The following is a 21,035-nucleotide window of genomic DNA, read 5'->3' as shown; positions in this document are numbered from 1 at the left end:
GGTCACCTCTCCTTCTGCAGTACGGACAGCGCGGCGATGAGTTCGGCCTGGGGCTCGGGGTGGACGTCCAAGGCGTCCAGCGGGGCGAGGCGCCGCTCGCGTTCGGCGTACATGACGCGGTCCACGTGCTCGGTGAGCAGCCGTCGGGCCCGGTCGCGCAGCCGCAGGACGCCGTGGGCGCCGAGCCGCTCGGCGAGCCCCTCGCCCGCGGTGCGCGCCCGGCGCCCGCCCAGCACCGCCGTGGCGACGAGGGCGGCGACGACCTCGGGGTCGGGGGCGCCGGTGCGCTCCAGGACCCGTACCTCGTCCTCGGCGTACTCCTCCAGCTCGCGCCGCCAGCGCCGGGCCGCGAGCCCGATGCGGTGCTCGGCGCTCTCCAGGGAGGTGTCGCGTGCGGTCAGCTCGGGGGCGCGGGCGGCGGGCTCGCGCCGCCAGGCGTCGTCCACGCGCTCGTCGGCGGCGGTGACGGCGCACAGCAGCAGGGCGGCCAGGCTCTCCACGAGGGCGTCGAGGAGTTCGGCGGCGGTGCAGTCCAGGGGGAAGGCGCGCCAGCGCTTGAGGGCGTCGCCGGCGAGTACGGCGCCGGACTGGAGGCGGCTGCGCACGCGCGCGTGCTCGCTGTCGTAGGCGGCGTCCACGGCGGAGGTGAGCCGGAGGGCCGCCGCGTACTGGGCCGCGGCGGCGCCGGCCAGCTCGGGCATGCGGGACTTCAGCGAGTCGAGCAGGCCGTAGGCGGTCCGGGCCATGATGTGCTGGCGGGCGGCGGGGTCCTGGGCGTGGTGGACGAGCCAGCTCTTCAGGGGCGCGACGGCGGTGGCGGGCAGCAGTCCGGCGCCCCAGGCGGACTCCGGCAGCTCGGGCACGGTGAAGCGGGGTACGTCGCCCAGTCCGGCCTTGGTCAGCAGGGCGCCGTACTGCCGGGAGACCTCGGAGACGACCTGGTGGGGCACCCGGTCCAGGACGGTGACGAGGGTCGCGTCGTACTCCTTGGCGGTGCGCAGCAGGTGCCAGGGGACGGCGTCGGCGTAGCGGGCGGCCGTGGTGACCATGATCCAGACGTCGGCGGCGCAGATGAGTTCCGCGGCGAGGACGCGGTTGTCCGCGATCAGGGAGTCGACATCGGGGGCGTCGAGGAGGGCGAGGCCGCGCGGGAGGGTGTCGGCCGTCTCCACGCGCAGCACGCGCGCGTGCTCGTCGTCGGTGGGCGGGAACTCCTCGGCGGGGTCCCGGTCGGGGTCCCATACGCGGGTGAGGGCGGGGAGCACGCGCATGCCGCTGAACCAGTGATGGTCCTCCGGATGGCAGACGAGGACCGGTGTCCGGGTGGTCGGCCGGAGCACGCCCGCCTCGCTCACCCGTCGGCCGACGAGGGAGTTGACCAGCGTGGACTTCCCCGCGCCGGTGGAGCCGCCGACGACGGCGAGCAACGGCGCCTCGGGGTGCCGCAACCGGGGTACGAGGTAGTCGTCGAGCTGCGCGAGGAGTTCGTCGCGGTTGGCACGCGCGCGTGGGGCCCCGGCCAGGGGCAGCGGAAAGCGTGCGGCGGCGACACGGTCGCGCAGAGCGGAGAGTGTGTCGAGCAGCTGAGGCCGTACGTCCAAGGTCACCACATGCGAAGAATGCCCAATTTTAGGGGAATTCTGAAGCATATGGACATGTCTGCGCGCCGACGGAACAGAACGGACGGAAGGGATGAGTGGGACACTCGCACAGTCCAGGCATAACGAGTGCACAACACCCGGTGCGTCAGGCGCCAAAAGCGGTGCACGATTCGCACCTGCCTGCGATTATCAGGACCGCTTCACCGAACCTCCACATCGAGCCACGGAGGGGAAGCGACAGGGTCTGGGAACCGGGAGCCCTATCCTTGACCCCGGCAACGTCACGGTTCGGCCCCCACCAGGCCACCAGGCACGAGGCCACCCCACCCGGCCCCCGTAGCTCAGTGGATAGAGCAGGCGCCTTCTAAGCGCTTGGCCGCAGGTTCGAGTCCTGCCGGGGGCGCACACTTCCACTGACCAGCGGAAACGCTGGTCATCTTCTTTTCCGGCCCGATGCGCGCCGCGCCCAGGCCAAGCGCCTGCGCCCCCGCTGGACGACGATCAGCCCATGGCCGGCAGGAAGCCCCCGCGAGTCGTGCCCGAGGAGAGCAGGGCGGGCCAGTCGAGGGTCTCGGGGAGCCGGTCCACAGACAGCACCACCGCGCCGCCGGCCCGCTCGGTGTCGTCGCACCAGTCGGCCATGTGATCCGGTGCCGTGCCGTCACCGGTGTCGCCGATCACCGGCGCGGCGAGCGCGGGGACGACGACTCCGTGGTCGCCGGGGCCGTCCACGACGCACAGGGTGAGCCGGGGCACGATGCTCCAGCCCTCGCACCGGGGTATCGCCCCGTCGGGCGCGGTCAGCGGCGGCAGGGCGTCGTGGACGGGCGCTCCCGCCAGCAGAAGCACGGGCGTGGCGCCGCGCACGAACAACGTGTTCTCGGGATCGAGCAGCATGGGGCCACTCTTTCAGCCCACCGGCCCGCCACGTTCAGCCCACCGGCCCCGCCACGAATGCCGACGGTGCCCCACGACTGCCGCCGATGCCCTGCGGCTGCCGCTCCGCGCCCCATGACCGCCGCCGATCCCCCCCCACGGCTGCCGACCCACACCCCACGCCTGCCGACCGGCGACCCACACCTGCCGGCCTACGCACCACGGTCAGCGCCCCACGGCCTACGCCTCACGGCCAGCGCCCCATGTCCTACGGCTGTCGGCCCGCCTCCTCGGGTCTCTCCCCCCGGTTCAGCTTTCGCAGTGTCTCCCTGCTCCAGCCGGAGATGCGGGCCAGGTCCGACTGGCGGACGCCGCCCGTGGTCGCGTCGCGCAGTGAGGACTGGAGTGCCTCCGTGGCGTCCTCCAGGCGGGCCAGGGCCTCGCGACGGCGGCCGGCGTCCCTGCGCACCTTGTGTTCCAGGACGCTGTGCAGGGTGAACACCGCGGGCCGGCCGCCGGTTCCCTGCACCCGGACGAGGATCCGCAGGCCGGGGGCGTCCGGGGCGACCAGGGCGGCCACGGTCTGCCGGTGGTGGGCCATGTAGCGGTCGAAGGCCTGCACGGCGGCGTCGGCGGCGTGGTACCCGTAGAACCAGCTCGGAGTGACGGCCTGCGTGCGCCAGTCGTCGGCGCCCCCGCGCTGCACCTCGACGGCGAAGACCATCCGCTGCGGACGCGCCTCTTCCATGGCTCCCCCTTATTGGAAGTCACCTTGTCCCACCATGGATCACGAGCTACCGCCCGACCGGCGAACCGCCCGGCCCGGAGAGCAGGCCGAGCCACCGAATGTTTTCGCTGGTCAGCAGGGGCCTTATCAGGATCCCTCACTTCAGTGAAACGTGCCACTGTTCGAGCGGCAACAAGTCCTCGGCACAACGCGGTTGGCGTCGGCATCCACGTCCGGGAACCGAATGCCCGCCCCGGAACGATGAGTTCACGAGTGGGTAGAGTCATTCGCGGACAGGGGAGGACACGCCGTGCGGCTTCGTTGTGTGGTGCTGGACGACTTCCAGGGAGTGGCCACCGAGGTCGCCGACTGGTCGGTGCTCGGGGATCGGGTGGAGGTCGTCGCGCTGCGCGAGCACCTCCACGACGAGGACGCCCTCGTCGCGGCCCTCGCCGACTACGACATCGTCGTCACCCTGCGCGAACGCGTCCCCTTCCCCGCCTCTTTGATCTCCCGCCTCCCCCGGCTGAAACTGCTCATCGCCTCCGGGATGCGCAACAGCGTCATCGACTACGCCGCCGCCGAGGCGCACGGCGTCACCGTGTGCGGTACGGAGAGTTCGGGCATCCCGCCGGTCGAGCTGACCTGGGCGCTGCTGCTCGGACTCGCCCGGGGCATCGTCCAGGAGAACAACGCCCTGCGCGCGGGCGGCCCCTGGCAGTCCACCGTCGGCGCCGATCTGCACGGCCGCCGGCTGGGGCTGCTCGGGCTGGGCAGGATCGGCGGCCGGGTGGCACGGGTCGGCCTCGCCTTCGGGATGTGGGTCCACGCGTGGAGCCAGAACCTCACCGAGGAGCGAGCCGAGGAGGTGGGCGCGGAACTGGCCGGCTCCAAGGAGGAACTGCTCGCCGGCAGCGACTTCGTCTCCGTTCACCTGGCCCTCGGCGACCGCACCCGCGGTCTCGTCGGCGCCGCCGAGCTCGCCCTGATGAAGCCGACCGCCTATCTGGTCAACACCTCCCGCGCTGCCATCGTCGACCAGGACGCGCTGCTGGCCGCGCTGCACGAGGGCCGGATCGCCGGCGCCGGCGTCGACGTCTTCGACACCGAGCCGCTGCCCGCCGACCACCCGATGCGCACCGCGCCCCGCCTCCTGGCCACGCCCCACCTCGGCTACGTGTCCCAGGCCAACTACGCGACGTACTACGGCCAGGCCGTGGAGAACATCCAGGCCTACCTCGCGGGCTCCCCGATACGACGACTGCCCTGAGGCCCGACACGACGGCTGCCGACTGCCCTGAGCCCCGGACGACAGCTGCCCGGAGCCCCGATACGACGGCTGCCGTGAAACCCGCTACGACCGCCGCCCCGCGCCGCGGCTACCGCCCCGGAACACCCCGCCACGGCCACCCCGAACCCCGCGGAACAAGGAAACGCGCCTCCCGTCACACGGGTCAACACGGCGCCGACCGGCCATCACACGAACAGCCCAGCCGCCGTTCCGCTTTCCGCACGGGACGGCACTGCCCCTGCCGTTGAAAGGGTGATCCCCGGCCGATCGGCGTGACCCGCTCCGCACGGCGCCGTTGAACGGGAAGTGCGGCGGCTGGCCTGCCGCCGCGCGCTTCCCCAGCCATAAGCAACAGAAGGAGAACGTGATGTCTCGCATCGCGAAGGCGGCCGCTGTCGCCCTCGGCGCCGGCGCCGTCGTGGTCAGCGGGTCCGGCCTGGCCATGGCCGAGGCGGACGCCCACGGCGCGGCCGTGGGCAGCCCGGGCGTGATCTCCGGCAACCTGCTCCAGGTGCCGATCGGCATTCCGATCAATGTGTGCGGCAACACCATCGACATCATCGCCCTGCTGAACCCGGCCTTCGGCAACACCTGCGCCAACGTGAGCAACGACGTCAAGCCCGAGAAGCCCGGCAAGCCCGGCCCCACCAAGCCCGGCAAGCCCGGCAACCACGGCCACGACAACGACGGCTACGGCCGCTGAGCCGCCGGCAGACCCCACGACAAGAGCCCCGGCACTCCGAGCGCCGGGGCCTTGCCGTACCCACCACACACCTGCTCACACGCGCGCAGCGCACCTGCTCACGCGCGCACCACACACCTCCTCACGTGCCCCCCGCAGCCCCGCTCACACGTACCGGTAGATCCGGCTCATGTCCTCCAGCTGATCCGGCGTCTCGTCCCACGGCGGCAGCTTCTGGTGCCGGGCCACGACCCGGCCGTGCTGGGCGTCACCGGCTCGGGGCGGCTCGGCCGGCAGATAGCGCCGACCGCGGTGGGCCCGCTGCCAGCGGTACCACTGGAGGTCCAGGAAGGCGTGGTGCAGCCAGAACACCGGGTCGTTGACGGACGCGCCGCCCAGCATGACGCCGCCGACCCAGCGGTGCACCCGGTTGTGGTTGCGCCAGGAGGCGCTGCCGCTGCCGCTCCCCCACCCCTCCAGCTTGTTGCGGAAACCCTTGCGGACGGTCGAGTCCCAGGGCCAGGCGTCGTAGAGGGGGTCGTCCAGCGCCCACTGCAACTCGCTCCGGGTGGGCAGTTGGATGGGCGCGGCCGAACGGCCCAGGTCCCGGGTGAGGAACCTGCCGTCGGTGACGCCCTCCTTGATGGTCCAGTGGCCCGCCGCGTAGGCGAACGGCCCGGTCGTCACCTGCCGGTCGGAGCGCCGCCCGTTCCCGCCGAGCAGGTCCTTCGTCCATGGCACGGACCTGGTCGTCCGGTCCCGGGTCCAGTCCCAGTACGGCACCGTCACCGAGGAGTCGACCCGGCGCAGGGACCGCTCCAGCTCCAGCAGGAACCTGCGGTGCCAGGGCAGGAAGGACGGCGCCATGTGGGCGCTGCGCAGGCCCGCCTCGCCGTCGGCGCTGTAGTAGTCGATGTGCATCCGCACGAACTCGTCGTACTCACCGCGCCGTTTGAGCGTCAGCAGCGCGTTCACGAACCGGCGCCGCTCCCCCGCGGTGAGCGCGGCGACGTTCTTACGCACGTACGCCATGCCGTCCCCCCGTGTGCGCGTGGCCGCCGGGGTGGCCCGCGGTGGGGTCGGCCGACGTCGGTTCGCGCAGCCGCCGCCCGGGTCCCATCTCGTCCACGGCCGCCCGGGTCGCCTCCAGCGGCGTCCGATACGACGTGTAGTGGTCGACCATGCTCAGCCAGGAGCCGTCGGCCCGGCGCATCAGGTGCAGCGGGCGGCCGTCCACGGTGATCCGCCAGGTGGTGCCCGCCGTCTGACGCCCCACCGCGGGCACCAGGAACCCCTGGATACGGCGGCCCCGGTAGGTCTCGTCGAAGACGCCGTCGTCGGCCGGCCCGGCCGGGCGCACGGGCCGGGACGCGGCGACGACCGGGGTCAGCGCCAGTGCGGCGGCGGAGGCCAGCAGCCCCCGCGCCACCTCCCTGCGGGACCGTCCGGCCGCACCGGCCCCGGCCTCCCGATGAACCCCGGCCTCCTGATGTGGTCCGACCGCCACTTCGCCGACACCGACGACCATGCTCGCTCCTCGTCCGGGTGCAGATGTCCGTACCGGCTAACCGGTCGAGAGCGCGCGGGGTCACCGCCGTAGAGCCATACGAGCCACAGGGCTCACAGGAGTCGTACGAGCCGTACGGGCCACATAAGCCGCAGGAACCGTACGAGCCGTGGAAACCGGCGAGGCCGGGTGGGGCGTGGTCAGCGGCCCGGGCCCGTGGCCAGGTTGCCGCCGGCGACGGTGCGCAGGACCGGCGTGAGGACACCGGCCTGGGGGAGCTTGGTGGACGGGAGGCCGAAGCGGTCCGCGTCCGGTGCGGTCAGGGGGGCGTCCAGGGCCAGGCCGGGAGCCAGGGCCCGTACGTCACCGGAGGGCGCGTTCACGTCGAGGTGGTCGAAGTCGTCGCCCATGAGGCGCGGCAGCGGGGCCCTGCCGTCCACGCCGGGCAGCCCGCCGCTGACCGGCAGCTGGGGCAGGGTCCGGTCGGGCAGCAGCCGGCCGGTGACGTAGCGGGGCCCCTCGGGGGCGCCGGGCTTGACCAGCGGCACCTCGGCGCGGAGCCTGGGCACCTCCATGTCGAGCGCCCGGGACACACCGCCCAGGGGCACGGGGACGGGAACCGTACCGGCCGCGGCGGCGGGACCGGCGGCTCCCACGGTGGCCGCGAGGCCCGTGACGACGGCGGCGAGGGTGCCTCGGGTGAGGGTGATCGGTTTCATGACAGGTACGGGCCCTTTCGGAATGCGGGGGTTCGGCGTCCGTACCGCGTAACGAGCGGAAAAGGCCCGCATTTCGCAATTCCCCCGGGTGCCGTAATAGTCGGCTCGTCCAGAAGTCCCACCAACGGTCGGTACGAGAATTCCGGCCGGGCCGCCGGGCCCGTGGGCCGGGACGTCAGGTGCGCAGGCCGCGGGCGGGCAGATAGACGTGCGCGGCGGCGCCCGTGGTCTCCGGGGAGCCGGCGAACGCGGCCAGCTCCGGGCCCTCCACCGAGCGGCGGGGACCGGCCGACGGGCAGATCCGGGTGGTGAACATGAAGTAGGCGTAACCGAGTTCCCCGACCGCCTTCAGCCAGTCCGCCGGCGGGGTGGCCTGGCGGCTGATCTGCGGCATCTGCAGCACGATCTGCCCGGCGAGGACCAGCATGGAGACCTTCAGGCTCGGCCGGGCCCTGCCGATCACGGGCTCGCCGCCCACGGGCAGGTCCATGTCCTTGAGGAGCCGGGCGACGGCGGCGGACGCTGCCTGCGGTCCGTCGGGGCCGTCGCCCAGGGAGCAGGCGAGCAGACAGGGGGTGTGGCCGTTGCCCTCCTCGTTCCTGGCCATCCAGGCGAGCAGCGCGAGGGTGCCGAGGTCGGCGGCGCGGAAGGGGCGGGTTTCGCTTGATGCTGAGGTCATCGCGCGACCATATCGACGGGCGGTGGCGCGGCCCGGTGCTCTCTCACCCGTCCGGAGCAGCGTCCGGGACCTCGCCACACGATCGGGCGACGCGGTCCCGGACGTGCCGGGGCGGGGCCGGGAGCGGGCGTCAGCGCAGGGGCAGACCGCCGAGCAGCCCCCGCTGGTTGAGCGTCGTGGTGGCCCCCTTGACGCTGCTCAGCACCGAGTCCTTGTTCTCGGTGTCGAGCGCGTCCGACTGGTGCTGGAGCGGCATCAGGTCCTTCACGCCGGGCGGGTGCTCCGTCAGCTGGGCGAGACCGCCGTTGAGGCTCATGGGCGGCAGGTGCTGGGCGTCGTAGGCGAACGCGGGTGCGGTGACGCCGACGAGGGCCACGGAACCGGCGACAACGGCGGCGGCCTTGAGGGACTTCATCGTGTTCCTTTCTTGGCAACTCACGTCACCCAGGGAATACGGACGCCCTGCTCAACGATTTCCGCACGGGCCGGAAACCCCGCGCGGAGAAGACATATGAAATCCCCCGGTGACCGTGGGGGCATCGCGTCAGCCGGTCGGGGCCAGACCGGGTACGGCAGCCGGCGTGACCGCGGCCGTACCGGCCGGCGCGGGCAGCTCGGTCGCGGCGAGCTTCGCGCCGCCGCCGAACAGGCCCGTCAGCAGGTCGAGCAGGCCGGACAGCAGGCCGTCGAGGGCCGGCAGCTGCGGGTCGGAGGCGTCGGCGGTGGCGGCCTCGTCCGTGGTGGCCACCTGGTCGGTGGCCGCCTGGGCGGCGGCCGCTTGGCCGGTGATGGCCTGCACCAGGTTCTCGATCGCGGTCGCCAGCGAGCCGAACGCGTCGTCGAGAACGTCACGGGCCATGGGCGCGCCGACGTGGGCGTGTCGCGTGGTCACCGGGGCGGCCGGGGGCGCTGCGGGTGCCGGGGCGGCGGGGGAGGCGGGAGTCGCGGCGGCCGGGGTCTCAGCGGCGGGAGTCGCGGGCTTGACCGCCGTGGCCGACCGGGCCGCGGCGGCCCTGGCGACCGCCTCCTTCGCCGCCTCGCCCAGCCTTCTCGCCTCGTCGGCGGGCAGCCGGCCCGCCTCCAGCGACCGGTTGAGCAGGTCGGCGACCGGGCTCAGCTCGGGATGGGTCCGGCCCAGGGCCCCGACCTGGGCGAGCAGTTTCTCCTTCTCCGCCGCCGGGACGGACGCCCGGGACGCGGTGCGCCCGTGCTCCCCGGCCGCGTCGGCGGCGAGCGCCACCGGGCCGGTGATGCCGGTCAGCACGGACGCGCAGAGGACGGTGGACGCGAGACGCCGGGCGGGCAGAACACGCATGGGGGTTCCTTTCGGTGGACGGTGGGACCTGAGCCCACCGTCCGATCACCGATGGCGCCCCGCAACCGCTCGTCCGCCGCGCGTGATCCGTACGAGGGAGCGCGAACCGGCCGCCCGTTCCGCGCCACGAGTGCGGAACCGACGGCCGGCCGAAGGGGGGGTGCGTGCCCGACGTCAGTGGTTGACGCAAGTGTTGCCGAAGGCCGGGTTCAGCAGGCCGACGATGTCAATGGTGTTGCCGCACAGGTTGATCGGCACGTGCAGCGGGATCTGGATGGTGTTGCCCGAGATGACGCCCGGCGAGTTGACGGCGGCGCCGCCCGCACCGGCACTGGCGGAAGCCACGCCGGCGCCACCGGCGACGGCCGCGGCGGCGGCGGAGGTCAGGACCAGACCCTTCGCGATACGCGACATGGAGAGGTGCTCCTTGGGATCGACACAACATCCGGGCGGATACCCGGCGTTGTGTCAACGCGTGGCGCCGACGGGGGTTGTGCCGCCAAAGGGGTGACGTCCGGGTGATGCCGGATGACGCCGCGGCAGGGGCACACCGCGTCCGGCGGGCGCCCCGACGGGCCCGGCGGCTCCCCCGCACGGCCCAGCGGACCCCCACACGGCGTAGTGGACCGACGCACGGCGGAGTGGACCGACGGACGGCGCCGTGGACCCCCGCACGGCGTAGTGGACCCACGCTCGGCGCACCGGGTGCGCTACCGGTGCCCGCGCAGGCCGGCCTACGCCGAAGCGCTCGACACCACCGGCGATCCGGGCGATCCCGGCCCGGCTCCCCGGCGCGGGCGGTGACCCGCCGGGCTCCCGGCTCGTTGGCCACGCGGACGCGGCGTGAGCCCGCGCGCTCGTCGCCGCCGTGGACGCCCCGTACCGAAGGCGCGTTCACGACCGCAGTCCCGAGCGCCCCGTGAGCGAGGTACCCCGCGCATGCACCAGTCAGTCCCCGCCCCCCGGCCCCGGGTCCTGCACCTCGCGCAACCCGTCGAAGGCGGTGTCGCCCGGGTCGTGCTCGACCTGGTACGGGCCCAGCTCGCGGCGGGTCTGCCGGTAGCGGTCGGCTGTCCCGGCGGCGCGCTCGCCGCGGGCCTGCGGGAGCTGGGCGCCGAGGTCCGCGACTGGCCCGCCCGCCGGTCCCCGGGGCCCGGGCTGCCGGGCGAGGTACGGCGGCTGGTGCGTCTGGTGGAGGAGGTGCGGCCCCAACTGGTCCACGCGCACAGCGCCAAGGCCGGGCTGGCCGCGCGGCTCGCCGTGCGGGGGCGCGTGCCGACGGTGTACCAGCCGCACGCCTGGTCCTTCGAGGCGGCCGGGGGACCGACCGGGGCGCTCGCCCTGTGCTGGGAGCGGTGGGGGGCGCGCTGGGCCGACCGGGTGGTGTGCGTCAGCGCGGCGGAGCGCGCGACCGGACTGCGCGCCGGGGTACGCGCCGCGTACACGGTCGTCCGGAACGGCGTCGACACCACCCGCTTCGCGCCGGACCCCGCCGCGCCCGCACCGCTGCGCGCGGGGCAGGAGACGGACCGGCCGCTCGTCGTCTGCGTGGGCCGCCTGTGCCGGCAGAAGGGCCAGGACGTGCTGCTGCGCGCCTGGGACACCGTCCTCGGCGCGCTGCCCCGGGCCCGGCTCGCGCTGGTCGGCGACGGCCCGGACCGCGAGGCGCTGCGGCCGCAGGCGCACCCCTCGGTGGAGTTCGCCGGTGCCGTCACCGACGTCGTGCCCTGGTACCGGGCCGCCGACCTGGTCGTGCTGCCCTCGCGCTGGGAGGGCATGGCGCTCGCCCCGCTGGAGGCACTGGCCTGCGGACGGCCCGTCGTACTCACCGAAGTCGACGGCGCCCGGGAGAGCCTGCCGCCCGCGCTCGCCGAGCGCTGCCTGGTGCCGCCGGAGGATCCCGTGGCGCTGGCCCGGGCGATCACCGGCCTGCTGACCGACCCGCCCCTGCGCGCGGCACTCGGCGCGCAGGGGCGCCGGCACGTCGCCTCCCGGCACGACGTACGGCACACCGCCGCACGGATCACGGCCGTCTACGACGAACTCCTCACGCCCGCCGGCCACCGCGCACCGCGCCTTCCCCACCCCGCGCGGGACAGCGCACCACACCGTCCCGATCCCCCGCAGGACACCGCACCGCACCAGCTCCAGCCCCCCGGGCGCGACGGCACGCGGTGGGACGTGCCCGGGCAGTGCGGGGAGGCCGGGCGCTCGTGACCACGGAGACCACCGTTCCCTCGTCCGGCACGCAGCCGCGGGCGTCCAAGATCCCGCACGGCCCGGTCCGGCCGGTACGCCTCGGTGGCGGCTTCCGGTTGCCGTCGCGGCGCCCGCCCGCGTCGTCCGAATCGCCGCTGCCGCTGTTCGCCGCCGACCTGCTCGCCGCGCTGGCGGGCGCGGCCGGGCTTCAGGAGGCCGGCGGCGGGCCGGTGCCGGTCGCCGCGCTGGTCGCCGGCGCGCTGCTGCTGCGCCCGCGCTCCGCCCGGCCGGGCCCCGGCGTGCCCGGCGTGCTCGACGAACTCCCCGCCCTGTGCGGGCGGACCGCGGTGACCTGGCTGGGCCTGGCCGCGCTGCTCGCCGCGTACGATCCCGCGCGCGCCCTGTCCGCCCGGACCCTGCTGCTCGGCTGGGCGCTGCACGCGGCGGCGGCCGGGGCGGGCCGGGGCGCGGTGCAGTGGCGGCGCCGGGCCGCGCTGCTGCGGCAGCCGCGTACCGCCCTGGTCGTCGGGCCCGCCGCGACCGCGCAGCGGGTGGCCGCCGCGCTGCTGCGCCACCCCCGCTGCGGGGTACGGCCGGTGGGCGTGGTCGCCGACCACCCGGAGGGCTCCGCCGGGCTGCCCGTCCTTACCACCGGCGAGGAGGTGGAGCGGGCGCTCATCCAGAACCGGGTGCGGGTCGTGCTCACCGTCCACCCGGCCGTACGCACCGAGAAGGCGCCGCTGCTGCGGGCGCTCGCCGCGTCGGGGTGCACGCTGTGGGAGGCGGAGCCGGACTCCCCGGCGTACGAGATGCGCGACCAGCTCGCCGGGTTCGCCGTGCGCCGCCTGGATTCGGGCGCGCGGCGCGGCGCCGTCGGCAAGCGGCTGCTGGACGTCGTGGTGTCCGGGACGCTGCTGGTGCTGGCCGGTCCGGTGCTGCTGGTGTGCGCGACGGTGCTGCGGCTCACCGGCGGGCCCGGTGTGGTGTTCCGGCAGGAGCGGGTCGGCAAGGACGGCCGCCCCTTCACCATGCTGAAGTTCCGCACCCATCGCCCGGCCGACGAGCAGGAGGCGGCCACCCGGTGGAGCGTGGCCGGCGACCAGCGGATGAGTCCCTTCTGCCGGTTGCTGCGGCGGACCTCGATGGACGAGCTGCTCCAGCTGTGGAACGTCTTCCGGGGCGACATGAGCCTGGTCGGCCCGCGCCCCGAACGGCCGTACTTCGTGGCGCGGTTCAGCCGGATACACCCGGGCTACGCGGCCCGTCACCGCATGCGGACCGGCATCACCGGGCTGGCCCAGGTCAACGGGTTGCGCGGGGACACCTCGATCGAGGACCGGGCCCGCTTCGACAACGCCTACATCGACAACTGGTCGCTGTGGCAGGACATCCGCATCCTGCTGCGCACCGCCGCCGCGGTCGTGCGGTCCACGGGGAGCTGACCGATGGCCCTCGCCCCGTTGCCCGGCCGTCTCGCCCCGCCGCCCGGCCGCCTCACCCGGCTGCGCCGGTTGCCGCCCGTGCTGCCGGTGGTGGCCGTGGTGGCGCTGCTCGCGCTGCCGGTCGCGCCCGGCGCGGACGCCGGCGCGGGTCCCGCCGACGCGCTCTCCGCGCTGGTCGTCGTCGCCTGCGTCGTACGGCTGCTGCGGGCGCGCCGCCGCCCGCTGACCCCGGCCGCCGCGGTGATCCTCGGCCTGCCGGTGCTCGGGCTGGTGCCGGCCGCGCTGCACGCGGTCCCGGCCGACGCCGGGATCACCGGCCTGGGCCGCTACCTCCAGGTCTTCGTCCTGGTCCCGGCCGCCGTCGTGCTCCTGCTCCGCGACCGGGCCGACTTCCGGCTGCTCGCCTGGTCGTTCGTGGGCCTCGCGCTCTGGCAGGGGGCGGTGGGCACGCATCAGTACGTCACCCGGACCGGGGCCTCCTACCAGGGCCGGGACGTCCGGGCGGTCGGCACCTTCGGGGTGGCGGACGTGATGGGCATGGCCACGGTGGTGTCCTTCGGGCTGGTGTGCGCGGTGGGGCTGGCGCTGGGTCGTGGCCGGCCCCGGGAGCGGGCCGTGGCCCTCGCCTGCGCGCTCCTCCTGCCGGTGCCGCTCGCCCTGTCCTTCAGCCGGGGCGCCTGGATCGCCACCGCCGTCACCCTCGCCGTCCAGCTGCTGCTGGCGGGGGCGCGCCGGGCGGTACGGGTCGCGGCGGCCGTGCTGGCGGCGGGGGTGGTGCTGGTGGGCGGCCTGGGGGTGGGTACGACGATGCTCCGGGAGCGGATCGACAGCATCACGCGGGTCGCCGACGCGCCGGACCAGTCGGTCACCGACCGGTACGCGATGTGGGCGGCGGCCCTCGGCATGTGGCGGGACCGGCCGCTGACCGGCGTGGGGCTGAAGGCGTTCCCCGAGTACCGCGACGCGCACGCCTCGCTCGCGCTGTCCTCGGGCAGCGACACGGAGGGCGCGGGCGCCGCCTTCCGCCGGCAGCCGCTGCTGTCCCCGCACAACATGTACCTGCTGGTCCTCGGCGAGCAGGGGCTGACCGGGCTGCTGTGCCTGGCGGGCGGCTGGCTGGCCGTGCTGGTGTGCGCCCTGCGCGGCCTGTACCGGTGCCGCGCGGCCGGCGGCCGGGGCCTGGACTGCGCGCTGGTCGCCTGCGGGCTGCTGGTCTGGCAGCTCGTGGACTTCGCGTACGCCGACATCGGCGGCCCGTCGACCGTGCTGACGGCGGTGTCCCTCGGCCTGGCCGCGTGGTGGGCCCTCCCGGCCGCCGGCCGCCCCGGCCCGCCGGCCCCCGCGCGTCGGCCGGTACGGGGAGAGGCGGCCCCGCGATGAGCGCTACGGCCGACGGCCCCGAGGGACCACAGCCCGACACCGGCACGTCCACCGTGGCCGCCGCACCCACGACTCCGGCACCGGAGCCCGCCACCGGCCGGTCCGCCGTGACAGCCGCACCCACGGATTCGAGACCGGAGGCCGCCACCACCCCGACCGCCGTGGCAACCGCGCCCCCCGCTCCCCGCCCGCTCCGCCGCCCCGGGGGCCGTCCACCGGAAGCCCCGGCTCCCACCTCCCGTCTCCTGGCGCGGGCCGCGCTCCTCACCGCCTGTCTGTCCGTCGCGGCGGCGGTGCTCGGGCTGGTGCGGGACCAGGCGCTGGCGCGGTTGTTCGGGGCCGGGCGGGACACGGACGCCTTTCTGGTCGCCTGGACCGTGCCGGAGTTCGCGGCCACGCTGCTCATCGAGGACGGGCTGGCCTTCGCGCTGATCCCGGCGTTCAGCGCGGCCCTGGCCCGCCGGGCGCGGGGCGCCGCCGGGGACCCGGTGCGGTCGCTGGTGGCCGGCACCCTGCCCCGCCTCATGCCCGCGTTCGCGACGGCCGGCGTGCTGCTCGCGCTGGCCGCGCCCTGGTTCGTCGCGGTGCTCGCGCCGGGCCTGCCCGACCCGGAGCTGGCCGTGGACTGCACCCGGCTGACGGCGAGTTGTGTGCTGAGCTTCGGCCTCGCCGGGTACTGCAGCGCGGCACTGCGGGCGCATCGCCGGTTCCTGGCGCCGGCCGCCATCTACATCGTCCACAACGTCGCGATCATCACGGCGATGTACGCGTTCGGCGGCCGGTGGGGCGTACGGTCGGCCGCTTTCGGGGTCGCGGCGGGCGGCTGCCTGATGGTGGCGATACAACTTCCGGCGCTGATCGCCGAGTTGCGGCGCGGCAGGGGCGGTCGCACGGAGCCCCGGCCCGCCGCCCCGGTGCCCCCGCTGGACGTGCCGCTGCTGGCCGCCGTGCTGCTGTTCGCGCTGTGCCGGCAGTCGCAGGTGCTCATCGAGCGGTTCCTGGCCTCCGGGCTGCCCGCCGGGGCCATCTCCCACCTGAACTACGCGCAGAAGGTCGCGCAGATCCCGATGACGCTGTCCATGATGCTGTCCACGGTCACCTTCCCGGTGGTGGCGCGGGCGCTGGCCGACGGCGACACCGAGCGGGCCCGGGGCCGGGTCGAGGGGGACGTGGCGGTGGCCGCCCGCCTGGTGCTGCTCGGCACGGCCGCCGTCGTGGCCTGCGCCCCGCAGCTGATCGGGCTGCTGTTCCAGCGGGGCGCGTTCACCGCCGGGGACACCGCGGCGACCGCCGGTGTCATGCGCGTCTACGCGCTCGGGCTGCTCGCCCAGACCCTGACCGGGGTCCTGGTCCGCTCGTACTTCTCGGCGGGCCGCGCCACCTGGTACCCGGTGGCCGCGATGGCCGCGGGGATCGCCGCGACCTGGGGGATCGGCGCGTGCACGGCCGGTTCCCGGGGCGCCGTCGGGATCGCCGCCGCCAACGCCGCCGGGATCACCCTGACCGCCGCGCTGCTGCTCGCGGGCACCGCCCGTCGCGGGGTGCCGCTGCGGGCCGGGGCCGTGCTGCGCGGGCTGGCCCGTCCCCTGGGGGCGGCCGGCGGGGCCACCGCGGCGGGCGCCCTGGCAGCGGGGGTGCCGTCGGGCGCTCCGGCCGGGTTCGCCGCCGGCGCGGCCACGGTGACCGTCGTCTTCCTGCTGCTCGGCGGCGCCCCGGGCGTCCGCGCCCTGGCCCCCGCCCTCCGTCCCGTCCGCTCCCTCCCGCAAAGGCTCGCCCATGCCCTCACCACCCGCTGAGACCCCGGCGCCCGGCCCGGCCCCGTGGATCGCCATGTACCACTCGGTCGGCGACTGCTCCGACGACCCGTACCGCGTCACCGTCTCCCCCGGCCGCCTGGAGCGGCAGTTGCGCTGGCTGGTCCGGCACGGGCTGCGCGGGGTGTCGGTGGCCGAGCTGCTGGCCGCCCGGGACCGGGGCGAGGGGAGGGATCTGGTGGGCCTCACCTTCGACGACGGGTACGCCGACTTCCTGGCGAACGCCCTGCCGCTGCTGGCCCGTTGGCGGTGCACGGCCACCCTGTTCGTGCTGCCCGGCCGGCTCGGCGGCGACAACGCCTGGGATCCGCTGGGCCCGCGCAGGCCGCTGCTGACCGCCGACGGCATCCGGCGGGCCGCCGCCGAGGGCGTCGAGATCGGCTCGCACGGCCTCACCCACGTCGATCTCACCCGGGCCGATGACATGCGGCTGAAGGCCGAGACGGTCGAGAGCCGGGCCGCGCTGGAGGAGTTGACGGGCACCCCGGTGGGCGGGTTCTGCTACCCGTACGGCACGGTCGACCGGCGTACGGTGGCGGCCGTGCGGGAGGCCGGGTACGCCTACGCGTGCGCCATCGACCCCGGGGAGCTGACCGGCCGGCACGCCCTGCCCCGGGTGCACGTCGGGCAGGACGACACCGCCGTACGCCTGTTCCTGAAACGCCGGCTGCACCGGTGGCGCCGACGGCCGGTGGAGGGACTCCGGTGAGGGTCCTGCACATCATCACCGGGCTGAAGGTGGGCGGCGCCGAGCAGCAACTGCGGCTGCTGCTGCGGCATCTGCCCGTCGAGTGCGACGTGGTGACGCTGACCGATCCCGGGCCGGTGGCCGACGGGCTCGCGGCCGACGGGGTGCGGGTGACCCACCTCGGCATGACCGGCAACCGCGACCTGAGCGCGCTGCCTCGGCTCACCGGGCTGATCCGGCGCGGCCGGTACGACGTGGTGCACACCCACCTGTACCGGGCCTGCCTGTACGGGCGGATCGCCGCCCGGCTGGCCGGGGTGCGCGCCGTCGTCGCCACCGAGCACTCGCTCGGGGAGACCCAGACGGAGGGCCGGCCGCTCACGGCGGGGGTCCGCGCGCTGTATCTGCTGGGCGAGCGGCTGGGCCGGACCACCGTCGCGGTCTCCCCGGCGGTCGCCGCCCGGCTGGCCCGCTGGGGCGTGCCCGAGCCGCGCATCACGGTCGTGCCCAACGGTATCGACCTCGCCCGGTTCGCCTTCGACCCGGCGGCCCGCCGCCGCGCCCGGGCCGAACTGGGCGTGGAGGAGGGCGCGTTCGTGATCGGCGGCATCGGCCGGCTCGTCCCCGGCAAACGCTTCGACGTCCTGGTGCACGCCCTGGCCGGGCTGCCCGCCGACTGCCGGCTGCTGCTGGTCGGCGGCGGCCCGCAGGAGGGCGCGCTGCGGCGGGCCGCGCACCGGGCCGGCGTCGCGGACCGGGTGGTCTTCGCCGGGGAGCGGCCGTACCTGCCCGACGGCTCGCCGGGGCCCGGGCTGCCCGCGCTGGCCTCGGCGATGGACGTGCTGGCCGCCCCCTCCCCCGAGGAGGCGTTCGGGCTGGCGGTGGTGGAGGCGCTCGCGGCCGGGCTGCCGGTGCGCTACACCTCCTGCCCGGCCCTGGAGGACCTGCCGCCCGAGGCCGCCCCGGAGGCGGTACGGGTCCCGTGCGATCCCGGCGCGTACGCCCGCGCGCTCGCCGGGGTGCGCGCCGCCGGGCCCGGTCCGCGCGTCCCCGCCGGGGCGGCCCGCCACTACTGCGTCACCCGCAGCGCCGCCCGGCTGCTGAACGTCTACGCGGCGGCGCTCGCCCACCCGGCCCCGACCCCCGGACCCCCGCAGAAAGCCGTCCTGTCATGACCGAGAACCACACCCGGCGCCACCGCGGCTCCCGTCTCGCCCCGCCCCGCGCGCTCCCGCCCTGGTCGCTGGTGGCGGCCGGGGTCCTGGCGGGCGGGCTGCTGGGCGGCGGGTACGGCGTGCTGCGGCCCGCCGAGTACACGGCCACCAGCTATCTGGTCGCCGTGCCCGGCGAGCGCTCCGACGCCACCGGCGCGCTGGGCTTCGCGCAGGCCTACGGCCGTATCGCCACCCAGCCCGCCGTGCTCGCCGACGCCCGGGCGGCCGCCGGGGTGCCGGTGTCCGCGCTGCGCGCCGGGGTGCGCACCGCGACCTCGCCGGACGCGCCGATGGTCGCCGTCTCCGCCACCTCGCCCCGCCCGGCCGAGGCCGCCGCCATGGCCAACGCGGTCGCCGGGGCGCTGACCCGGCGCGCCGACGCCGCCCGGGCCGGCACCCGGGTGACCCTGGTCCCGTTCACCCGCGCGGTACGGCCCACCGAGCCGTCCTCGGCGTCCGCCGGGGTGACCGGGCTGGTCGGGGCGGCCGGGGGCGGGCTGCTCGGCGGGCTGGCGCTGCTGGTCCGGCCGCGCCGAGCGCCCGAGGCGGAGGCCCCGCGCCCGGCCCCGGTGCCCGGACCGGCCGTCGTCGACGGCGCGCGCGGCCGGCGGTGACCGCCACCGTCACGGCGCGCGCCCGGGGCGTCCGCCTCACCGCCGAGCTCGTCACCGACGCGGACGTGTTCGCCGGGCTGGCCCCGGCCTGGGGACGGCTGTTCGAGCGGTGCGCCGCCGCGACCCCGTTCCAGAGCCACGCCTGGCTGCACTCGTGGTGGCTGTCGTACGGCCGCCCCGGACGGCTGCGGCTGCTGCTGGTACGGGCCGGCCGTGACCTGGTGGCCGCCGCGCCGCTGACCCTGGTCCGCCGGCCGCTGCCCGCGCTGCTGCCGCTGGGCACGGGCATCTCCGACTACGCGGACGTGCTGCTGGACGACGCCGACGACGGCCGGGTGGCGGGCGCGCTCACCGCGGCGCTCGCGGACGCGGCCCGCACCGCGCTGGTCGACTTCCGCGAGGTGCGTCCGGGCGGGGCGGTGGAGCGGGTCTACGACCACTGGCGCGGGCCGCGCCGCGCGGTCCCCGACTCGCCGTGCCTGGAGCTGCCCGCGCTGCCCATGGACGGGCTGATCGCCCGTCTGCCGTCGGGCAAGTCCGGCCAGCGGGCCCGGGCCAAGCTGCGCCGGCTGGCCGCGCTGGGCGTGCGGCGGCGGACGGTGGGCCCGCAGGAGGTGGAGACGGCGCTGGTCCGGCTGCTGGAGCTGCACCGGTTGCAGTGGCAGGGCCGGGGCGTCACGAGCGAGCATCTGCGGCCCCGGTTCCGGGCGCATCTGCTGCGCGCGGTGGGCCCGATGGTGCGCTCGGGCAACGCGGTGGTCACCGAGTTCCGGATCGCCGACGAGGTGGTCGCCGTGGACCTGACCCTGCTCTCGGGCGGCATGGCCGGCGGCTACCTCTACGGCGCCCACCCGGGCCTCCGGGAGCGCCGGGCGGACGTGGCGGTGATACTGCTGGACGCCTGTGCCGAGCTGACGGGCGGCGGGCGCGGCACGCTGAGCCTGCTGCGCGGCGACGAGCCGTACAAGCACCACTGGCGGCCCGAACGGGTCGTCAACCAGCGGCTGCTGATGGCCCGCCGGCCCACCGCCCCGCTGCTGACGGCCGCGCTGTGCGGGGCGGGGGCCCGGCAGCGCGGCAGGGAGGTGCGGCACCGGTGGCGGACACGCGGCCAGGACTGAGCCCCCGGCTAGCGGACCCCGGGCCACCTTCCGAAGGGCAGGCACGGCCGGCGGCCGAACCAGTACGCGGTCCAGTCGCCGAGGTCCAGCGGGGTGCAGGCGGGCGGGAGCGGGGCGGGCTGCCCGGTGCCGCCGTACAGGGCGCTCCGGTAGACGTGCGAGGAGCGCGGGTTGGCCGGGCACTGCCACACGCCGTGCGGGCAGTAGTCGGTCAGCGTGTGGTACACCGGCCGGTGTTCGCCGATCCAGGCGAGCATGCTCCGCATGTACTCGGCGTTGTCGCCGTTGCGGAACAGGCCCCATTCCGGGTACGACACGGGCTTGCCGTGGGCCGCGGCGAAGTCCGCGTGCCACTGGAGGCCGTAGGGCTCGCTCACCTGCTCGGCGAAGGTCACCCCGGCCGGCTGGTCGTAGGAGTCCATGCCGAGGATGTCGACCGTGTCGTCCCCGGGGTAGCACTCGGTCCAGGGCACGGCGTCCCGGCCGCGGCTCGGCGCGAAGTCGAACCGGAACCGCTGGCCCGGCACCGCGCGCATGGTGGCCACGATCCTGTTCCAGTACGCCTTCCAGGCCGCGGGGTCCGGTGCGCAGCGATGGGTGTAGGTGATGCCGTTCATCTCCCAGCCCAGGACGAGTACCGTGTCCGGCGCCCCCAGCGCCACCAGCCGCTCGGCCAGGGTCCGGAAGTGCCCGTCGAACGCGCCGTCCGCGCCCTGCCGCAGCAGTCCGCGCACCTCCTCGTCGGGGACGCCCTCCTCGTTGCGTTCCTGCATCGGCACGTTGAGGACGAGGGTCCGGTCGGCCCGCTCGCGCCGCCAGCCGGCCCAGGGCTCCAGGAAGCCGGGCGGGCCCTCGATGTCCTCCCACAGGCCGCCGGGCAGATAGGTGTGGGCGACCTTCAGCTCCGCCCCGCCGAGCCAGTGGCTCAGCCCGGTCATCCGCGCGACCCCGTCCGGTCCCGAGTCGAGGAACGCCCCGAAGGCCGCGGCCGTCCGCGCGGACCCGGAAGGCGCCGGGCCGTCCACGGCGGACCCGGGCCGGGCCGCCGCCAGGACCAGGGCGGCGATCGCGGTGAACGAGGCGATGACCGAGGCCGCGCGCACGGCCGGCCCCCCGCGCCGCTGTGAGGCCATCCGCCGTTCCTCTCCGCGTGTCACCACGTGTCC

The 21,035-nt window shown here is 75.7% G+C and carries 21 protein-coding genes and 1 tRNA gene; 11 read left to right on the top strand and 11 right to left on the bottom strand.

Annotation, left to right across the window (positions count from 1 at the left end; all coding sequences use genetic code 11):
* Positions 1–2: 2 nt before the first annotated feature.
* Positions 3–1,610, bottom strand: coding sequence for a dynamin family protein (locus ACSURM_RS23810; protein ID WP_436957772.1), 1,608 nt, complete (start codon positions 1,608–1,610; stop codon positions 3–5).
* 321 nt (positions 1,611–1,931) lie between these two features.
* Between ACSURM_RS23810 and ACSURM_RS23805 the strand changes: the two genes are divergently transcribed.
* Positions 1,932–2,004: transfer RNA gene (locus ACSURM_RS23805), tRNA-Arg, on the top strand.
* A gap of 98 nt (positions 2,005–2,102) precedes the next feature.
* Here the strand turns inward: ACSURM_RS23805 and ACSURM_RS23800 are convergent.
* Together ACSURM_RS23800 and ACSURM_RS23795 are read right to left on the bottom strand one after the other, a co-directional pair.
* The gene (locus ACSURM_RS23800; RefSeq protein WP_436957770.1) at positions 2,103–2,498 is read right to left on the bottom strand and encodes a hypothetical protein; all 396 of its coding nucleotides are present in this window, start codon (positions 2,496–2,498) and stop codon (positions 2,103–2,105) included.
* A gap of 247 nt (positions 2,499–2,745) precedes the next feature.
* Positions 2,746–3,225, bottom strand: a complete 480-nt coding sequence (locus ACSURM_RS23795; protein WP_436957769.1) for a hypothetical protein — start codon at positions 3,223–3,225, stop codon at positions 2,746–2,748.
* A 289-nt stretch (positions 3,226–3,514) separates the two neighbouring features.
* On the opposite strand from ACSURM_RS23795, the gene ACSURM_RS23790 reads away from it, so the two are divergent.
* Both ACSURM_RS23790 and ACSURM_RS23785 read left to right on the top strand, forming a co-directional pair.
* Complete coding sequence (locus ACSURM_RS23790) at positions 3,515–4,474, top strand: D-2-hydroxyacid dehydrogenase family protein (RefSeq protein ID WP_436957767.1); 960 nt, start codon at positions 3,515–3,517, stop codon at positions 4,472–4,474.
* Positions 4,475–4,862: 388 nt separating this feature from the next.
* The gene (locus ACSURM_RS23785; protein ID WP_436957765.1) at positions 4,863–5,198 is read left to right on the top strand and encodes a chaplin; all 336 of its coding nucleotides are present in this window, start codon (positions 4,863–4,865) and stop codon (positions 5,196–5,198) included.
* Positions 5,199–5,342: 144 nt separating this feature from the next.
* On the opposite strand, the gene ACSURM_RS23780 is transcribed toward ACSURM_RS23785, so the two are convergent.
* The 7 genes from ACSURM_RS23780 to ACSURM_RS23750 form a co-directional block, all read right to left on the bottom strand.
* Positions 5,343–6,209 (bottom strand): tyrosinase family protein, encoded by an 867-nt coding sequence (locus ACSURM_RS23780; RefSeq protein ID WP_436957763.1) that lies wholly within the window; start codon positions 6,207–6,209, stop codon positions 5,343–5,345.
* Positions 6,193–6,705 (bottom strand): tyrosinase family oxidase copper chaperone, encoded by a 513-nt coding sequence (locus ACSURM_RS23775; RefSeq protein WP_436957762.1) that lies wholly within the window; start codon positions 6,703–6,705, stop codon positions 6,193–6,195. Before ACSURM_RS23775 ends, ACSURM_RS23780 begins: the two co-directional genes overlap by 17 nt.
* A 179-nt stretch (positions 6,706–6,884) precedes the next feature.
* Positions 6,885–7,403, bottom strand: a complete 519-nt coding sequence (locus ACSURM_RS23770; protein WP_436957761.1) for a hypothetical protein — start codon at positions 7,401–7,403, stop codon at positions 6,885–6,887.
* A gap of 175 nt (positions 7,404–7,578) precedes the next feature.
* Entirely contained in the window at positions 7,579–8,082 is a 504-nt protein-coding gene (locus ACSURM_RS23765; RefSeq protein WP_436957759.1) for a DUF5949 family protein, read from the bottom strand.
* A 130-nt stretch (positions 8,083–8,212) separates the two neighbouring features.
* Positions 8,213–8,497, bottom strand: a complete 285-nt coding sequence (locus tag ACSURM_RS23760) for a hypothetical protein (protein ID WP_436957757.1) — start codon at positions 8,495–8,497, stop codon at positions 8,213–8,215.
* Between the two features lie 129 nt (positions 8,498–8,626).
* Positions 8,627–9,397, bottom strand: coding sequence for a hypothetical protein (locus ACSURM_RS23755; protein WP_436957756.1), 771 nt, complete (start codon positions 9,395–9,397; stop codon positions 8,627–8,629).
* 174 nt (positions 9,398–9,571) lie between these two features.
* A complete protein-coding gene (locus ACSURM_RS23750; RefSeq protein WP_436957755.1) occupies positions 9,572–9,811 on the bottom strand; it encodes a chaplin in 240 nt (79 codons plus the stop codon).
* Between the two features lie 525 nt (positions 9,812–10,336).
* On the opposite strand from ACSURM_RS23750, the gene ACSURM_RS23745 reads away from it, so the two are divergent.
* From ACSURM_RS23745 to ACSURM_RS23710, 8 genes are read left to right on the top strand one after another with little or no spacing between them, the layout of a single operon-like run.
* Positions 10,337–11,614: a glycosyltransferase gene (locus ACSURM_RS23745; protein WP_436957754.1), complete on the top strand. Its 1,278-nt coding sequence runs from the start codon at positions 10,337–10,339 to the stop codon at positions 11,612–11,614.
* Positions 11,611–13,038 (top strand): sugar transferase, encoded by a 1,428-nt coding sequence (locus ACSURM_RS23740; protein WP_436957753.1) that lies wholly within the window; start codon positions 11,611–11,613, stop codon positions 13,036–13,038. The genes ACSURM_RS23745 and ACSURM_RS23740 overlap by 4 nt, the downstream gene beginning before the upstream one ends.
* A 3-nt stretch (positions 13,039–13,041) precedes the next feature.
* Complete coding sequence (locus ACSURM_RS23735; protein ID WP_436957751.1) at positions 13,042–14,418, top strand: O-antigen ligase family protein; 1,377 nt, start codon at positions 13,042–13,044, stop codon at positions 14,416–14,418.
* Positions 14,415–16,214, top strand: a complete 1,800-nt coding sequence (locus ACSURM_RS23730) for a lipid II flippase MurJ (protein WP_436957749.1) — start codon at positions 14,415–14,417, stop codon at positions 16,212–16,214. Before ACSURM_RS23735 ends, ACSURM_RS23730 begins: the two co-directional genes overlap by 4 nt.
* Complete coding sequence (locus ACSURM_RS23725) at positions 16,195–16,941, top strand: polysaccharide deacetylase family protein (protein WP_436957748.1); 747 nt, start codon at positions 16,195–16,197, stop codon at positions 16,939–16,941. Before ACSURM_RS23730 ends, ACSURM_RS23725 begins: the two co-directional genes overlap by 20 nt.
* A complete protein-coding gene (locus ACSURM_RS23720; protein ID WP_436957747.1) occupies positions 16,938–18,095 on the top strand; it encodes a glycosyltransferase in 1,158 nt (385 codons plus the stop codon). Before ACSURM_RS23725 ends, ACSURM_RS23720 begins: the two co-directional genes overlap by 4 nt.
* Entirely contained in the window at positions 18,092–18,748 is a 657-nt protein-coding gene (locus ACSURM_RS23715) for a lipopolysaccharide biosynthesis protein (RefSeq protein WP_436957745.1), read from the top strand. Before ACSURM_RS23720 ends, ACSURM_RS23715 begins: the two co-directional genes overlap by 4 nt.
* Positions 18,745–19,869, top strand: a complete 1,125-nt coding sequence (locus ACSURM_RS23710) for a GNAT family N-acetyltransferase (protein WP_436957744.1) — start codon at positions 18,745–18,747, stop codon at positions 19,867–19,869. Before ACSURM_RS23715 ends, ACSURM_RS23710 begins: the two co-directional genes overlap by 4 nt.
* 8 nt (positions 19,870–19,877) lie before the next feature.
* On the opposite strand, the gene ACSURM_RS23705 is transcribed toward ACSURM_RS23710, so the two are convergent.
* Positions 19,878–21,002, bottom strand: a complete 1,125-nt coding sequence (locus tag ACSURM_RS23705) for a glycoside hydrolase family 26 protein (RefSeq protein ID WP_436957742.1) — start codon at positions 21,000–21,002, stop codon at positions 19,878–19,880.
* Positions 21,003–21,035 lie beyond the last annotated feature (33 nt).

Source organism: Streptomyces sp. SudanB182_2057, assembly GCF_964272715.1.
GTDB lineage: Bacteria > Actinomycetota > Actinomycetes > Streptomycetales > Streptomycetaceae > Streptomyces > Streptomyces rubradiris.
Note: the sequence above shows the minus strand (reverse complement) of the source record. Positions and strands in the feature narration are given on the sequence as shown.

Bases quoted from the DNA above. Each gene is read 5' to 3' on its own strand.
- ACSURM_RS23755 (WP_436957756.1), bottom strand. From the start codon at position 9,397: ATGCGTGTTCTGCCCGCCCGGCGTCTCGCGTCCACCGTCCTCTGCGCG.
- ACSURM_RS23800 (WP_436957770.1), bottom strand. From the start codon at position 2,498: ATGCTGCTCGATCCCGAGAACACGTTGTTCGTGCGCGGCGCCACGCCC.
- ACSURM_RS23770 (WP_436957761.1), bottom strand. From the start codon at position 7,403: ATGAAACCGATCACCCTCACCCGAGGCACCCTCGCCGCCGTCGTCACG.
- ACSURM_RS23785 (WP_436957765.1), top strand. From the start codon at position 4,863: ATGTCTCGCATCGCGAAGGCGGCCGCTGTCGCCCTCGGCGCCGGCGCC.
- ACSURM_RS23745 (WP_436957754.1), top strand. From the start codon at position 10,337: ATGCACCAGTCAGTCCCCGCCCCCCGGCCCCGGGTCCTGCACCTCGCG.
- ACSURM_RS23795 (WP_436957769.1), bottom strand. From the start codon at position 3,225: ATGGAAGAGGCGCGTCCGCAGCGGATGGTCTTCGCCGTCGAGGTGCAG.
- ACSURM_RS23715 (WP_436957745.1), top strand. From the start codon at position 18,092: ATGACCGAGAACCACACCCGGCGCCACCGCGGCTCCCGTCTCGCCCCG.
- ACSURM_RS23730 (WP_436957749.1), top strand. From the start codon at position 14,415: ATGAGCGCTACGGCCGACGGCCCCGAGGGACCACAGCCCGACACCGGC.
- ACSURM_RS23760 (WP_436957757.1), bottom strand. From the start codon at position 8,497: ATGAAGTCCCTCAAGGCCGCCGCCGTTGTCGCCGGTTCCGTGGCCCTC.
- ACSURM_RS23780 (WP_436957763.1), bottom strand. From the start codon at position 6,209: ATGGCGTACGTGCGTAAGAACGTCGCCGCGCTCACCGCGGGGGAGCGG.
- ACSURM_RS23775 (WP_436957762.1), bottom strand. From the start codon at position 6,705: ATGGTCGTCGGTGTCGGCGAAGTGGCGGTCGGACCACATCAGGAGGCC.
- ACSURM_RS23765 (WP_436957759.1), bottom strand. From the start codon at position 8,082: ATGACCTCAGCATCAAGCGAAACCCGCCCCTTCCGCGCCGCCGACCTC.
- ACSURM_RS23705 (WP_436957742.1), bottom strand. From the start codon at position 21,002: ATGGCCTCACAGCGGCGCGGGGGGCCGGCCGTGCGCGCGGCCTCGGTC.
- ACSURM_RS23750 (WP_436957755.1), bottom strand. From the start codon at position 9,811: ATGTCGCGTATCGCGAAGGGTCTGGTCCTGACCTCCGCCGCCGCCGCG.
- ACSURM_RS23735 (WP_436957751.1), top strand. From the start codon at position 13,042: ATGGCCCTCGCCCCGTTGCCCGGCCGTCTCGCCCCGCCGCCCGGCCGC.
- ACSURM_RS23725 (WP_436957748.1), top strand. From the start codon at position 16,195: ATGCCCTCACCACCCGCTGAGACCCCGGCGCCCGGCCCGGCCCCGTGG.